Origin of the sequence: Ensifer sp. LC384 (assembly GCF_001695865.1) — a bacterium.
In the GTDB taxonomy this organism is placed as follows: domain Bacteria; phylum Pseudomonadota; class Alphaproteobacteria; order Rhizobiales; family Rhizobiaceae; genus Ensifer.
Genome location: NZ_MBST01000003.1, coordinates 118,789 through 133,420, shown reverse-complemented (window position 1 = coordinate 133,420; position 14,632 = coordinate 118,789). Strand labels below are relative to the sequence as shown.

General features: G+C 62.8%; 11 protein-coding genes and 1 riboswitch. Of the genes, 7 read left to right on the top strand and 4 right to left on the bottom strand.

The genetic code is table 11. The features are described 5' to 3' along the window. Nucleotides 1-220 precede the first annotated feature (220 nt). The 3 genes from BC363_RS04830 to BC363_RS36285 all read left to right on the top strand — a co-directional run bounded on the left by BC363_RS04830 (nt 221) and on the right by BC363_RS36285 (nt 3,084). Nucleotides 221-568, top strand: a complete 348-nt coding sequence (locus BC363_RS04830) for a hypothetical protein (RefSeq protein ID WP_065785770.1) — start codon at nt 221-223, stop codon at nt 566-568. 782 nt (nt 569-1,350) lie between these two features. Further along, the gene (locus BC363_RS04820; RefSeq protein ID WP_065785854.1) at nt 1,351-2,859 is read left to right on the top strand and encodes an arylsulfatase; all 1,509 of its coding nucleotides are present in this window, start codon (nt 1,351-1,353) and stop codon (nt 2,857-2,859) included. After that, nucleotides 2,860-3,084 (top strand): hypothetical protein, encoded by a 225-nt coding sequence (locus BC363_RS36285; RefSeq protein WP_065785768.1) that lies wholly within the window; start codon nt 2,860-2,862, stop codon nt 3,082-3,084. It abuts the gene before it with no gap. Between the two features lie 3 nt (nt 3,085-3,087). Here the strand turns inward: BC363_RS36285 and BC363_RS04810 are convergent, their stop codons facing one another. Continuing rightward, entirely contained in the window at nt 3,088-3,582 is a 495-nt protein-coding gene (locus BC363_RS04810) for an Lrp/AsnC family transcriptional regulator (RefSeq protein WP_065785766.1), read from the bottom strand. 104 nt (nt 3,583-3,686) lie between these two features. On the opposite strand from BC363_RS04810, the gene BC363_RS04805 reads away from it, so the two are divergent. The 3 genes from BC363_RS04805 to BC363_RS04795 are packed head-to-tail and all read left to right on the top strand — an operon-like array spanning nt 3,687 to nt 7,359. Beyond that, entirely contained in the window at nt 3,687-4,895 is a 1,209-nt protein-coding gene (locus BC363_RS04805) for a diaminopropionate ammonia-lyase (protein WP_065785765.1), read from the top strand. Between the two features lie 5 nt (nt 4,896-4,900). Next, nucleotides 4,901-6,076 (top strand): M20 aminoacylase family protein, encoded by a 1,176-nt coding sequence (locus BC363_RS04800; protein WP_065785764.1) that lies wholly within the window; start codon nt 4,901-4,903, stop codon nt 6,074-6,076. Nucleotides 6,077-6,120: 44 nt separating this feature from the next. Then, nucleotides 6,121-7,359, top strand: coding sequence for a Zn-dependent hydrolase (locus BC363_RS04795; protein WP_065785853.1), 1,239 nt, complete (start codon nt 6,121-6,123; stop codon nt 7,357-7,359). Nucleotides 7,360-7,576: 217 nt separating this feature from the next. Here BC363_RS04795 and thiC read toward each other — a convergent pair whose 3' ends face one another. The 3 genes from thiC to BC363_RS04780 form a co-directional block, all read right to left on the bottom strand. Continuing rightward, nucleotides 7,577-9,400, bottom strand: a complete 1,824-nt coding sequence (gene thiC, locus BC363_RS04790) for a phosphomethylpyrimidine synthase ThiC (protein ID WP_065785763.1) — start codon at nt 9,398-9,400, stop codon at nt 7,577-7,579. A gap of 94 nt (nt 9,401-9,494) precedes the next feature. After that, nucleotides 9,495-9,626, bottom strand: a riboswitch (TPP riboswitch). Between the two features lie 75 nt (nt 9,627-9,701). Continuing rightward, nucleotides 9,702-11,066, bottom strand: a complete 1,365-nt coding sequence (locus BC363_RS04785; RefSeq protein ID WP_065785761.1) for a sigma-54 dependent transcriptional regulator — start codon at nt 11,064-11,066, stop codon at nt 9,702-9,704. 3 nt (nt 11,067-11,069) lie between these two features. Beyond that, nucleotides 11,070-12,938: a sensor histidine kinase gene (locus tag BC363_RS04780; RefSeq protein WP_065785759.1), complete on the bottom strand. Its 1,869-nt coding sequence runs from the start codon at nt 12,936-12,938 to the stop codon at nt 11,070-11,072. 229 nt (nt 12,939-13,167) lie between these two features. Between BC363_RS04780 and BC363_RS04775 the strand changes: the two genes are divergently transcribed. After that, complete coding sequence (locus BC363_RS04775) at nt 13,168-14,493, top strand: dicarboxylate/amino acid:cation symporter (protein WP_065785757.1); 1,326 nt, start codon at nt 13,168-13,170, stop codon at nt 14,491-14,493. Nucleotides 14,494-14,632 lie beyond the last annotated feature (139 nt).

Here is a 14,632-nt window from a genome sequence, read left to right as displayed (position 1 = left end):
ATGACGAGCTGGCCTTTCGCCATGGTTCCAAAGGCAGCCGCGGGATCTGTCGAGCCGCGCTCCCGGGCAACCGACGCCGACAAATTCGGTGCTTTCGAACCGTCGTCGGGAATAAACCGCGACGGCTGCCGTTATGCCCCATCGAGAAAACGCAACGACCGGATGACACAGGCGACATTCGCCACGAACCGGTCGAGAAGAAGCAAAGGATTGGGCCATCATGACCAGCGTTCGAGCACTTGCACCGGGCAAGGACATCGTCATCTCTTCCGACAACGAAGTGGGCGATTTCGGCGGTCAGATGCCGCTGCGCCAGGTGCGGCTGTTGACCGGGTCGATGCTGCTCACCTTCGAGGCGATCCTGATCTTTCTTGCAGCCGATGGGCTGACCATGCCGATGCGCGTGGCGCTGATGGTGTTTGCGACAACACTTGTCTGCTGGACGATCTTCGATCTTCCGGAAACGCCGGTGGCGCTTGCCGGCGCATTGGTCCTCGGCGCCACGGGCACCGTCAGCGAAGAGGCAGTGTTCGCAGCGCTCGGCAACGATATCGTCTGGAGGACATAGCGTTGGTTTCCCGCTATCCAACGCTAAGGGGGATCAAATCACGAACGCGAAGCAGAAGGCGCCTAACGTCGCATTTGAGTGTAGAGAGAGGAAGTCGAACCGCATACCCGGACGGCGGCTTGGCGGACACGGCCTCGATTTCAAGCCACCGCTCGGTAGAAATGACAACGGTCGAGTAGCAAAGTGTTGGTCTGACACTGGCTACGATTTCCGCCCCCTTCGGAATGATCAGAATGTTGGGCACCATCATGGGGACTTGGCAGATCGTCGAGCGCTTGGTCATGACAGTTAATCGCCGTTACATCGACCGCCCATTGGAAAGATCGCGCCCATTGGAAAGGATATCGATCTGTAATGGTACGCGTGACGCTACATCTGAAAGTTGCGTGGTGACAGCTTTGCCGATCTGTCCGAGACCCCAGAAACCTGAGAGCTCATGCACTCGCCTTTTGCGCAAATCGGATAGACAATGCCAAGACCTGATGCCCGGTTGGTTCGGATGGGAGCTGATGTCGAACAAGTACTGAGGAAAGATTGCCGGCCCTCGCCTTCATTTCAGGCGCCGCCGCAACATGCTAGCCTGCGAAGGTCGGGGCGTGTGTGCCGGGTAGCACAGGGACATTGATACAGAGATAGGGGCGAGGGGCATTTTGGATGTTCGCCAGCCCGGAATTTCTACTTTGGGTATTGGTACAGCTATACGTTGACCGGTGACAATCATCAACGAACTGTTCTTGCGCGAAATGCCGGACAAACCGCTGAGCAAGGGGGAGACAGGACTGATGGACAAGAACGCTGATAACAAGGCCGGTCATATCGGCCCAAAGGGGTTTACGCGACGGGCAATGCTCACGACTGGCGGCTCGCTGGCGGCGGCGCAACTCGCTGGCAGGATTGGTGTGCGCGGATTGGCCGCCGCGCTTGCTTCCGGAACTGCCGCGTTGGCACAGTCGGCCAAGCCCAATATTGTTTTCATCCTGGCCGACGATTTGGGCTGGAAGGATGTCGGATTTCACGGCTCTGACATAAAGACGCCAAACATCGACGAACTGGCGGAGAAAGGCGCCCGGCTTGAGCAATACTACGCCCAGCCCATGTGCACGCCCACCCGGGCAGCGTTCATGACGGGCCGCTACCCGTTCCGCTACGGCATGCAAACCGCCGTCATTCCCCAGGGCGGTACCTACGGTCTGGCGCTCGACGACTATCTCTTGCCGGAACTACTGAAGGAGGCAGGCTATGCCACCGCCGCGAGCGGCAAGTGGCACCTCGGCCACGCGAAGGCGGCGTTCTGGCCGCGCCAGCGCGGATTCGATTCATTCTATGGTGCTCTGCTTGGCGAGATCGATCACTTCACGCACAAGTCGGCAAACGGTAATGCCGACTGGTACCGGAACAACGGCGCTCTCGAGGAGGAAGGGTTCGACAACATCCTCTTCGCTAGCGAAGCCGTGCGAGTGATCAACGAGCACGATCAGTCAAAACCTTTGTTCCTGTATCTGGCCTTCACGTCGCCGCATACGCCCTTCCAGGCGCCGAAGGAATATCTTGAACGCAACAGCCATATCACCGACGAGAGCCGGCGAAACTATGCAGCGATGATCTCGGTGATGGACGATGGCATCGGCAGAGTCGTCGATGCTCTCGAAACGCGCGGCATGCGCGAGAATACGCTCATTCTCTTTCACAGCGACAATGGCGGCGTGGTCAATGCTTTCTTTGCGGGGGAAAGCGATGTCAAGGGCAAGCTTCCGGCCGACAACGGTCCTTACCGGGAGGGCAAGGGGACGACCTATGAAGGAGGTACGCGCGTCGTTGGCCTGGTCAACTGGCCGGGAAAGATCGAGCCTGGCACTGCCGACGGAATGATGCATGTCGTTGACATGTACCCGACCTTGGCGGCTCTGGCCGGCGCTGAGCTCGGCAAGAATAAGCCGCTGGACGGGATGGACATGTGGCCGATGCTTGGCGAAGGAAAGCCATCGCCACGCACCGAGATCGTCTACAACATCGAACCAATGACGGCCGCCGTGCGCCAGGGCGATTGGAAGCTTGTGTGGAAGACGACGTTGCCGCCGAAAGTCGAACTCTTCGATCTTTCGAAGGATACGTCCGAGACCACAAACCTTGCCGATCAGAACCCCGAAATGGTGCAGAAACTGCAGGCGCGGGTCATCGAGCTCGCCTCACAGATGTCTCCTCCTCTCATCCTGCAGGACGCCGTGCGATTGCTCTTGCACTCGGACACCGTACTGCCCGACGCGGCCGAAATGTTCAATGTTGGAGATTGAGTGATTTGGCGGCTCATTCCGAGGACGAGCGGCGTGCCGGGGCCGTTCGCCTGCCGGAATGCCGGAGGCTGGCAGACGCAACTGGCTATCGTGATGCCGGAAAGCGGCGAAGGTTTCGCGCCGGCCTCGTCGCTTGAAACCGTCGACGCCTATCTGACATCGATCGGTGCCGGTGCTCCATTGGAGGCTGACGCGGAGAAGAAGGCGCTTGCCGGCCGGCAATAGTGTTCAACGCGGCCTCTCCACCGGCACGGAAAGGCCGACCTTGACGCGATCCATGGTCACGAAGGTTCTAAAGCGCCGGATGTTGGGGTTGCCGAAGAACATGCGCCGAGTGAAGGCCTCGTAATCGCCCATCGTCGGCACGATCACGACCAGCATGAAGTCCACATCGCCCGTGACGTAGTAGCATTGCTGTACCTCGGGAGCGGCCGAAAACGCCGCCTTGGCGGCGTCGAGCAGGTCGATCTGCTCGCTTTCCACCTCCACTTCGACAAGGATCGTCAGGGCCTGGTTGACGCGGGCCGGGTCGATCACCGCCACATTGCTGCGGATGACGCCGGTTTCTTCCATGCGCTTGATCCGCCGTTGCACGGCCGGGGCGGACAGGTTGACGGCCTCACCGATCTGCCGCTGCGGCGTCGTGTTGTCCTTCTGCAGGATTGAAAGGATTGCCAGATCGAAGCGATCGAGCTCTGCCGGTGCGGTCTTTGAAGCGGCCATCGTCTCCTCGTCATTGTTTACAAACTTGCATTCGAAGTCGCCATTTAGAGCGCATTTCTCTCGTGCAGTGAAATATAACTTCATCGAACAGGGAGATTGCCGACATGCTCATTCGCAACCACCATGCCGATTTCGGATCGTCGCTGCTGCCGGAAGATGCCGAGATACTTTCGATACCGGCGGCTGCCGAGGTCGAGCGTCAGCTTTCCCGCCGCGACGACCACCGGCCGACGCCGCTTCATTCCTTGCCGGCGCTTGCAGGCGAGCTTGGGGTCGGCGCGATCTTCGTCAAGGACGAGGGCCATCGGCTCGGGCTCGGCAGCTTCAAGGCGCTCGGCGGATCCTATGCGGTGATCCGGCTGGTGCTCGACGAGGCTCGAAAGCAGACCGGCCTTGACGTCGACATCGACGATCTCGCGCGCCCGGACGTTCGTGCGGTCGCCCGCGAGATGACGTTCGGCTGCGCCACGGACGGCAATCATGGTCGATCGGTGGCAATGGGGGCACAGCTCGTCGGGGCGAAGTCGGTGATCTTCGTACATTCCGGCGTCAGCCAGAAACGCATAGAGGCGATCGCGCATTACGGCGCCGAGATCGTCCGGGTCGAAGGAACCTATGACGACTCGGTCGAGTTTGCGGCGAAGGTCTGCGCAGAGCGCGGCTGGACGGTCGTCTCGGACACGTCCTGGCCGGGATACGAGTACATTCCCGGCCTGGTCATGCAGGGCTATACGGCACTCCTGTGCGAGGCCCTGCGGGAGGTCGGCGTACGGCCGACCCATGTCTTTGTCCAGGCCGGCGTCGGCGGTATCGCCGCGGCAACGGCTGGCCATATGGCGCTGCGCTACGGCCGCGACCGGCCACGCTTCGTCGTCGTCGAGCCGGCCCGGGCGGCCTGCCTGCTCGAAACCGCAAAGGCCGGGCGACCGGTGAAAGTGGCGCATGGCGAGCCGACCGTCATGGCGATGCTCGAATGTTACGAGCCTTCGCTTGTCGCCTGGCGCATCCTGTCGCGCGTCGCCGACGCCTTCATGACCGTCGACGAGGAGGACGCCGTATCGATCATGAACCGCCTCGCCCGCCCAACGGGCGGCGATCCGGCAATCATTGCGGGCGAAAGCGGCGGCGTCGGGCTGGCCGGCCTTGTCGCAGTCGCTGGAGATCCGAACAAGCGTGCTGCCCTCGGCCTTGATGCCAATTCGCGGATCCTGGTGATCAATACGGAAGGCGCCACGGATCCTGAGCGCTACGAAGAACTGGTTGGTCTCGCACCGGTGCACGTCGCCGGGGCTTTGAACGCGGAGGGGGTGTGACGCGGATGGCAAGCACGGATGTCGACAAGCTTGTGGCGGAGATGAGGGCGTGGCGTCATGACCTGCATGCCCATCCGGAATTCGGCTTCGAAGAGAAACGAACGGCCGCCTTTGTTTCCGCCAAGCTGCGGGAGTTCGGCCTGGACGAGGTCACCGAAGGCATCGGTGGCACCGGGGTGGTCGGCACGCTGCGGCGTGGAACGGGAAACCGCGCCATAGCGCTGCGGGCCGATATGGATGCGTTGCGCATTGCGGAACAGGGCACGGCTTCCTATTGCTCCACCCAGCCCGGTACGATGCATGCCTGCGGCCATGACGGCCATACGGCAATGCTGCTCGGCGCGGCGAAGCTGCTGGCCGAGGAGGGCGGCTTCGATGGGACGGTGCGCTTTGTTTTCCAGCCTGCTGAAGAATGGGGGAAGGGTGCTCTTGCCATGCTTGCCGATGGCCTGCTGGAGCGCTTTCCCTTTGACGAGATCTATGGCCTGCACAATATGCCGGGCCTGCCGGTCGGAAAATTCGAGACACGTGTGGGCGCCATCATGTCGGCTGAGGACAATTTCGAGATCACGCTCAAAGGCGTCGGCGGCCATGCCGCCCGCCCCCATTGGGGGAATGAGACGCTGGTCGCTGCCTGTGCCACGGTCGTCAGTCTGCAGACGATCGTCTCGCGTCGCCTGTCGCCGACGGATATCGCCGTTGTCTCCGTGACCGAATTGGTCACGGACGGCACGCGCAACGCCTTGCCCGGTCTGGCACGCATTCTCGGCGATGCCCGCAGCTTTCGACCCGAGGTGAGCGCCAGGATCGAGCAGCAGATGCGCACCATCGCCAAGGGGACGGCGGATGCCTATGGCTGCGAGGTCGATGTGAACTATACGCGCGAATTCGTGCCATTGCTCAATGATCCGGCTGTCGTCGATCAGGCATTCGCTGCGGCCGGCGTGGTGTTCGGGGCGGAGAACGTCGCTGTTGCCGCCGAGCCGATGACCGGCTCGGAGGATTTTGCGCGGTTTCTCGCGCATGTGCCGGGCTGCTTTGCCTTTATCGGCAACGGCAGGGATTCCGCGCCGCTGCACAATCCGCATTACGACTTCAATGACGACGCATTGATCTTCGGTGCCCGGTTCCACGCCGAAATTGCCCGGCAGCGACTGGCCGCGCCGGATGCCGGGTTATGACTGTCGTGATGCCCCGTATCAGCACAATCGAAGGCGACGCCGTCATGTCTCATCCTTCCATCAATGCCGAGCGCCTGCTTGCGCGCATCGGCGAACTCGGCGCGATCGGGCGCGACGATCGGGACCAGTTGACACGGCTTGCAGCGTCCGACGCGGAAAAGCTGGGGCGGGACCGTCTGGTCGGCTGGATCGAGACGGCGGGGCTGGATGTCGCTGTCGACCGCATCGGCAACATTTTCGGCATCTGGTCCAATCGGGATAACGCCGAGCAACTACCGCTTATGCTCGGTTCCCATATCGACACGGTGATCAATGCCGGCATCTACGATGGCTGCTACGGCGTGCTTGCCGCGCTTGAAGTCATCGAGACCCTGAAGGAGCAGGGGTCTATATCGGAACGCCCGATCGTTGTGGCGGCCTTTACCAACGAAGAGGGCGTCCGCTACGCACCCGATATGCTGGGGTCGCTGGTCCATGTCGGCGGTCTTGCGGTTGAGGCGGCCCTTGCGACCCTCGGGACTGATGGCACGACGCTCGGATCGGAACTCGTGCGCATCGGCTACGCCGGCAGCGTCGAGCCCGGCTCCTTGAAACCCCATGCCTATGTCGAACTGCACATTGAGCAGGGACCGGTGTTGGAGCGCGAGGCGACAACGATCGGCGCCGTCGAAAACCTGCAGGGCATCTCCTGGCAGCGCGTCACGATCGACGGGGTTGCCAATCATGCCGGCACGACGCCGATGGCGATGCGCTGCGATGCCGGCCTTGCGGCCGCGCGTGTCGGCCTGTTCCTGCGCGAGCACATCGCGCGCTCGAACGCGCCGAGCGTGGCGACGATCGGGACCATGCGCTTCGAGCCGAACGCGATCAACGTCATTCCTTCGCGTGCGGTCTTTACCGTCGACCTGCGCGACCCGGACGAGGATCGCCTGCGGATGCTTGAGGCGGCGCTTTCCGACTTTCTCCGCCGCCTTGAGCAGGAGGAGCATGTGAAGATATCTGTCGAGCGTCTCGCCCGGTTCGAGCCGGTCATCTTCGACAGCGCGATCGTCGAGGCGATCGAAGTTTCGGCGACGGCCCGTGGGTTGAGGAGCCGGCGGATGACCTCCGGCGCCGGCCACGACGCCCAGATGATCGCGCGCATCGCGCCGGCGGCGATGATCTTCGTTCCGAGCCGTGACGGGATCAGCCACAATCCGCGCGAACATACGGATCCGGCCGACCTCGTCGCAGGAGCCAATGTTCTGCTCGATGTTGCTACGCGGCTTGTAGGTAGCCGCTAGAGCGCCGGAATAGAGGCATCCTCTCCACCGTCATGCTCGGGCTTGACCCGAGCATCCAGCCGCCATCTTTGCGGCCGCGTGTCGACAAGTTGCGGCCCCAGACGTGGATGCTCGGGTCAAGCCCGAGCATGACGGAGGGAGAGGGGGGCCTTCAGTTAATACAGAGCCGAAATCCTACGCCAGAAGGGGCGGTTCGCCGCCCCTTCTGGCGTGGTCGTTATCGCTGCACTACGGCGTCGTCGCCGACCGGCAGATAGAGATCGCCGCCGTCGCGATACTTGGCTGCCATCGCCTGCAGACCTTCCTTCTGCGCCTCGGCGCGGATGTCGTGCGAGATCCGCATCGAGCAGAATTTCGGCCCGCACATCGAGCAGAAATGCGCGACCTTGTGCGCCTCCTTCGGCAAGGTCTCGTCGTGGAAGGAGCGCGCGGTCTCCGGGTCGAGCGACAGGTTGAACTGGTCCTCCCAGCGGAACTCGAAACGGGCGCGCGACAGGGCGTCGTCCCGGGTGCGGGCCGCCGGATGTCCCTTGGCGAGATCAGCTGCGTGGGCTGCGATCTTGTAGGTGATGACCCCGGTCTTGACGTCGTTGCGATCCGGCAGGCCCAGGTGCTCCTTCGGCGTCACGTAGCAGAGCATGGCCGTGCCGAACCAGCCGATCATCGCAGCACCTATGCCCGACGTGATGTGGTCGTAGCCGGGCGCGATGTCGGTCGTCAGGGGCCCAAGCGTATAGAACGGCGCCTCGCCACAGACGGCGAGCTGCTTGTCCATGTTTTCCTTGATCTTGTGCATCGGCACGTGGCCCGGCCCCTCGATCATCACCTGGCAATCCTTGGCCCAGGCGATCTTCGTCAACTCGCCCAGCGTTTCCAGTTCGGCAAATTGGGCGGCGTCGTTGGCATCGGCGATCGAGCCCGGGCGCAGGCCGTCACCGAGCGAAAACGAGACGTCGTAGGCACGGCAGATATCGCAGATCTCTTCGAAGTGCTCGTAGAGAAAGCTCTCCTTGTGATGGTGCAGGCACCACTTGGCCATGATCGAGCCGCCGCGCGAGACGATGCCCGTGACCCGGTCGACCGTCAGCGGGATATAGTGAAGCCGGACACCGGCATGGATTGTGAAGTAGTCGACGCCCTGTTCCGCCTGTTCGATCAGCGTGTCGCGATAGACCTCCCAGGTCAGGTCCTCGGCGATGCCGTTGACCTTTTCGAGCGCCTGGTAGAGCGGCACGGTGCCGATCGGCACCGGCGAATTGCGGATGATCCATTCGCGGATGTTGTGGATGTTGCGGCCGGTCGAAAGGTCCATGACCGTGTCTGCGCCCCAACGCGTTGCCCAGACCATCTTTTCGACTTCCTCGGCCATCGAAGAGGTGACGGCGGAGTTGCCGATATTGGCATTGATCTTCACCAGGAAGTTCCGGCCGATGATCATCGGTTCGCATTCCGGATGGTTGATGTTGGCGGGCAGGACGGCGCGGCCGCTGGCGATTTCCTGGCGGACGAATTCGGGCGTGACGTGATCGGGAATATGGGCGCCGAAGCTTTCGCCGTCGCGCTGCGTGGCGCGCGCGGCGTCGCGGCCGAGGTTTTCGCGGATGGCGACGAACTCCATCTCGGGCGTGATGATGCCGGCCCGTGCATAGGCAAGTTGCGTCACGGCGCGCCGGCCGGTGGCACGCAAGGGCGCATGACGGACGGGAAAGGTTGGCGTCAGCCGGTCTCCGGAGGCAAAGCCGTTGTCTTCCGGCCGGACGCTGCGCCCGTCATAGGCTTCGACATCGCCACGTGCGATGATCCAGTTGCGGCGCGGCCGTGGCAGCCCTTCCTCGATGCGGATGTTGGCGTCTTCCACGGTATAGGGCCCGGAGGCATCATAGACCGTGACCGGCGGCTCGCCCGACGTGGGGTGCAGGGCGATTTCGCGCATCGGCACGCGGATATCAGGATGGATCGTGCCTGGTTTGTAGACCTTCTTCGAGGCGGGAAGCGGGCCTTTGGTGACCGTGAGGTCTGCGGGTTTGGTGACAATATTCATGATGAGGCTCCAAGTTTGCGGTTGGAGACCCAGTTCTGAAGCCGGAAGGAAAAGACAGGTCCGCCCGGATTTCCGCGCGATTGACGGACCCGTGGCGTCGATGTCTGCACCGTCCCTACGCCAGTATGAACTGGATCAGGTTCAACGGGTCACTGCGCCTCGGTCGGCAAAGCCGATCCGCCCAGCAGTATCTCAGCCCCTTGACGGGACCCCCCTGGTGAATGCCTAGAGATAGCCATCGATCCGGATGCGCAGTCAAGCGCTAATCCGAAGGTCGCGTGTCAGGCCTGTTGATCGCTTACTAGCGGCCCGGCTTTTCGACTGACGGGCGATCGGCATAATCCGCCCGGTTGATGCCGTGCCGCTGCAGCTTGTCGTAGAAGGTCTTGCGCGGAATGCCCAGTGCCTCGATCGTCGCCTTGACGTCGCCGCGCTGCGCCCGCAGCGCTTCTTTCAGAATTTCTGCCTCGTAGCGCTCGAGTCGTTCGGGCAGGGCGGCACCGGTTGGCACTGCGGCGGCGGTCGGCTGTCCGAGCGCCCCTTCGACGCCAAGGGCGACGCGCTCGGCGAAATGCGAGAGTTCGCGCACATTGCCGGGCCAGGAATGGGACATCAGATAGTGGTGCACCGCCGGCGAAACCGTCGGCACGTCGCGCTTGAACCGCTCGCCCGCGCGCGTCAGGAAATGCGAAAAGAGAAGCGGGATGTCGTCCCGGCGTTCGCGCAGCGGCGGGATCGACAGGGTGACGACGTTCAGCCGGAAATAGAGATCCTCGCGAAAGTCGCCCCGCTGGGCCGGGTCACCAAGGTCGATCTTGGCGGCGGCGATCACGCGGATATCCACCGGTCGCACGACATTGGTGCCGAGCGGCGTGATTTCGCGGGCTTCGAGAACACGCAGCATCTTGACCTGCGTTGCCGGCGGCATCGCTTCGATTTCATCGAGGAAAAGCGTGCCGCCACTTGCATGCTCGATACGGCCGATGCGCTTCTTCAAGGCGCCGGTAAAGGCGCCCTGCTCGTGGCCGAAAAGCTCGCTTTCGATCACCGTTTCCGGCAGTGCGCCGCAGTTGAGCGCCACGAAGTTGCCGTCGCGGCGCCGGCTCCAATTGTGCAGCAGCGTCGCCACCACCTCCTTGCCGCTGCCGGTTTCGCCGGCAACGAGCACATCCACGTCGGTGTCGGCGATATGCTGCAAGGTCTGGCGCAGCCGTTCCATGACCGGCGTCTGGCCAATCAGCGGCAGGCTTTCGCCGGCGACTTCCGCTGCACGCTTCAGGGCACGGTTTTCCATCACCAGCCGGCGCTTTTCCAGGGCGCGGCGCGCGCTCTGCACAAGACGGTCGGCGGCAAAAGGTTTCGGAATGAAGTCGTAGACGCCGTCCTGCATGGCCTGAACGGCCATCGGAATATCGCCGTGCCCGGTCACCAGAATGACCGGCAGGTCGGGGTCGAAATCGGCGATGCGGCGAAAGAGTGTCAGGCCATCGATCCCCGGCATGCGGATATCGCTGATGACGATGCCGTCGAAGCCCGGGCCGAGGAGTATGAGCGCTTCCGCCGCGCCGGGAAAGGCGGAGACGGTGAGGCCGGCAAGCTCCAGCGTCTGCTTCATCGCCTTCCTGAGCTCGCTGTCGTCGTCGACGAGGCATACGGATTGTTGCATCGCTCAGGCCCTCTTCAAGCGAACGGTGAAGACGGTACCGTCGGGGCCGGTCTTGACCTCGATGTCGCCGCCATAGTCGACGACGATTTCCTTGGAGATGGCAAGGCCGAGACCGAGGCCCTCATCCTTGGACGTGTTGAACGGGGTGAACAGATCCTCGAGGATATCGGGCCTGATGCCCGGGCCATTGTCGGCGACAACAAGGGAAACAGTGTCGGAGGCGCCTATCTCGCACCGCACACGGATCTCCGCGTCTGCCCGGTCGCCAAGGGCTTCCAGGGCATTCTGCAGCAGGTTGATCAGCACCTGTTCAATCCGGATACGGTTGCCGAGCACGCTGAGCCCGTTCTCCGGCAGATCGATGACGATCGCGTCCATGCGGCCGGCAAAGCGGCTGCGCAGCAGCATTCGTGCGCCTTCGATCACCTCTGGCACGGACGTCGGTTCGGCGACGAATCGTCCCTTGCGCGCAAAACTGCGCAGCTCGTCGGTGATGGTGCCGACCCGCTCGGTCAGCGCGGCGATGCTTTCGAGGTTTTCGACCGCTGTCTCCTGCTGGCCGCGATCGAGGAAGGTGCGCGCATTGTCGGCATAGGCGCGGATGGTCGCGACCGGCTGGTTGATCTCGTGGGCGACGCCGGCTGCCACCTGGCCGAGGATCGCCAGTCGGTTGGCCTGGACCAGTTCCTGCTGCACCGTCTGAAGCCTTTCGCCCGTGCGCCGGTGGTCGGCGATTTCGGTTTCGAGGTGATCGCGCGCCAGGCTCAGGTCGTGCGTGCGCTCGGTGACGCGTCGCTCCAGTTCGTCGCGCGCGGCGCGCTCGTTGGCCGCGACCAGCGTCAGCGCCTGGCGCCGGCGAAGGAGGAATGCGGCAAGCGCCAGCAGCGGCACAATGACGGCAAGCGCCAGCAGCCGTGCCTCACGGCTCGCGGCACCAAGGGCGGCGTCCAGCGGGGCCAATTGCTCCAGCCGCCAACTGGTCGAGGGAACCATGGTCTCGACCCTGAGGTATTGCTTCTCGCTGCTGCCGGGCAGAAGTGCTGTCAGCATGCTCGACCCATCGCTCATCGGTTCGATACGGCGGAACGGCAGGGGCAGCAGCGAAGCATCGCCGAACTGCAGGCTGTCGCGGATGGCGGCGAGACGATCCCCGGGGATGTTGCGGGTCGTCATGAAGCGCCAGGACGGGAAGCTGGTGATCAGCACGATGCCGCGCCGGTCGGTGACATAGACCGGCTTGCCGGAGGCAAGCCAATCGGCCTCGACACCGTCGAATTCGAGTTTTGCGACCACGACACCGATGGGGCCGTCAGGACCGTCGACACGTCTTGATATGTAGAGGCCCGGCCGCTTGCTGACTGTGCCCATGGCGAAATGCTCGGCCTTGCCGTCGCGCATCGCCATCCGGAAATATTCGCGGAAGGCGTAGTCATTGCCGACGAAGCTGGTCGGCTCGCGCCAGTTGCTGGCCGCGATCGCCACACCGTCGAGGCCGATCGCGTAGATCACCGCCGCATCAGTATTGGTGGCCAGCGCCTCGAGCTTTTGATTGAGCCGCTGCAACGGCTGGTTGCCACCTCGCTCGAGCGCGGCTTTCACCTCGACGTCGTCGGCCAGCACCAGGGGCAGCGCGCGCTGCCGCTCCAGCACCGCCCTCAGCAGCGAAGCCTTGAGATTGGCATCGATGCGGCTTTGGATATCGACGGATTCGAGCGCCTTGTTTCGCCCATATTCGCCGGCGACAAAGAGCCCCGCTACCAACAGCCCCAATGCGACCGCGGCAAAAATCAGCCAGGCGCGGCGCATCTGCCGGTGAAGATCCGCTGGATCGATGGGGGTGGGGGCGGGCATGGACATGGCCGAATTGTGCATTATTCCGCCCAGATTTCCAGACGACCTGTGCGGATATCCGCTCAAATATTTGTGTGCCCGACCCGGGTTCTCTTGAAATGTGCTGATATTTCAATAGCCTGATGAGCCGTGCTGCGATCTGGCACGCCTATTGCAAATGACATCCTCATGACAGCCCGAGCTGTCGCGCTTCGGAAATATGGCCCGGGAGGCCCGGCATGACGCCGGACTGGGCCGAGTGGAGGATATCATGATTATCGACCAATCCGCGGAACCGCGCGGCAAGACACCTTTCTATCGTCATCTCTATGTCCAGGTTCTGGCGGCGATCGCCGCGGGCATCCTGCTCGGACATTTCTATCCGGAAATCGGCACGCAGCTGAAGCCGCTCGGCGATGCCTTCATCCGGCTCGTCAAGATGATCATTGCTCCGGTCATCTTCCTGACCGTTGCCACCGGCATCGCCGGCATGACCGACCTTGCCAAGGTCGGGCGGGTCGCCGGCAAGGCGATGATCTACTTCCTGACCTTCTCGACGCTTGCGCTCATCATCGGCCTGATCGTGGCCAATGTGGTGCAGCCGGGCGCCGGCATGCACATCGATCCCGCCTCACTCGACGTCAAGGCGGTCACCTCCTACAGCGAAAAGGCGCATGAGCAGTCGATCACCGGCTTCCTGATGAACATCATCCCGACCACGCTCGTCGGTGCATTCGCCGAGGGCGATATCCTGCAGGTGCTGTTCATCTCCGTCCTGTTCGGTCTCGCGCTCGCCATGGTCGGCAAGAAGGCGGAGCCCGTCGTCGACTTCCTGCACGCGCTGACGCTGCCGATCTTCAAGCTGGTGGCGATCCTGATGAAGGCCGCGCCGATCGGCGCATTCGGCGCCATGGCCTTCACCATCGGCAAGTATGGCGTTGGTTCGATCGCCAACCTCGCCATGCTGATCGGCACCTTCTACGTCACCTCGCTGCTCTTCGTCTTCGTCGTGCTCGGCGCCGTCGCCCGCTACAACGGCTTCTCGATCGTCGCTCTCATCCGCTACATCAAGGAAGAGCTGCTCTTGGTTCTCGGCACGTCCTCCTCGGAAGCAGCGCTTCCGGGCCTGATGAGCAAGATGGAGAAGGCCGGCTGCAAGCGCTCGGTCGTCGGACTGGTCATCCCGACCGGTTATTCCTTCAATCTCGACGGCACCAACATCTACATGACGCTCGCGGCTCTCTTCATCGCCCAGGCGACCGACATTCCGTTGTCGCTCGGCGACCAGGTGTTGCTGCTACTGGTGGCGATGCTGAGTTCCAAGGGTGCGGCCGGTATCACCGGCGCCGGCTTCATCACGCTCGCGGCCACGCTATCGGTCGTTCCGGCCGTACCGGTCGCCGGCATGGCGCTGATCCTCGGTATCGACCGTTTCATGTCGGAATGCCGGGCGCTGACCAACTTTGTCGGCAATGCCGTCGCGACCATCGTCGTTGCGAAGTGGGAAGGCGAACTGGACGAGACCCAACTCGCCACGACCCTTGGCGGCCGGGCGCTGCCGGAAAGCTCGGTTCAGGGCCTTCAGCCGGCCGAATAGAGCTGCCTCCCAGGGCAAGACCGCATCTTGGTGCGGCAAGGCGTGGTTCACCTTCCGGTGGGCCACGCCTTTTTCTTTTTGGGGATTCGCCTCGTGGCGTTGCCGCCCTACTGCATAATTCCTTAAATCGGAATCGATT

Bases quoted from the DNA above. Each gene is read 5' to 3' on its own strand.
- BC363_RS04830 (WP_065785770.1), top strand. From the start codon at position 221: ATGACCAGCGTTCGAGCACTTGCACCGGGCAAGGACATCGTCATCTCT.
- BC363_RS04820 (WP_065785854.1), top strand. From the start codon at position 1,351: ATGGACAAGAACGCTGATAACAAGGCCGGTCATATCGGCCCAAAGGGG.
- BC363_RS04810 (WP_065785766.1), bottom strand. From the start codon at position 3,582: ATGGCCGCTTCAAAGACCGCACCGGCAGAGCTCGATCGCTTCGATCTG.
- BC363_RS04805 (WP_065785765.1), top strand. From the start codon at position 3,687: ATGCTCATTCGCAACCACCATGCCGATTTCGGATCGTCGCTGCTGCCG.
- BC363_RS04800 (WP_065785764.1), top strand. From the start codon at position 4,901: ATGGCAAGCACGGATGTCGACAAGCTTGTGGCGGAGATGAGGGCGTGG.
- BC363_RS04795 (WP_065785853.1), top strand. From the start codon at position 6,121: ATGTCTCATCCTTCCATCAATGCCGAGCGCCTGCTTGCGCGCATCGGC.
- thiC (WP_065785763.1), bottom strand. From the start codon at position 9,400: ATGAATATTGTCACCAAACCCGCAGACCTCACGGTCACCAAAGGCCCG.
- BC363_RS04785 (WP_065785761.1), bottom strand. From the start codon at position 11,066: ATGCAACAATCCGTATGCCTCGTCGACGACGACAGCGAGCTCAGGAAG.
- BC363_RS04780 (WP_065785759.1), bottom strand. From the start codon at position 12,938: ATGCACAATTCGGCCATGTCCATGCCCGCCCCCACCCCCATCGATCCA.
- BC363_RS04775 (WP_065785757.1), top strand. From the start codon at position 13,168: ATGATTATCGACCAATCCGCGGAACCGCGCGGCAAGACACCTTTCTAT.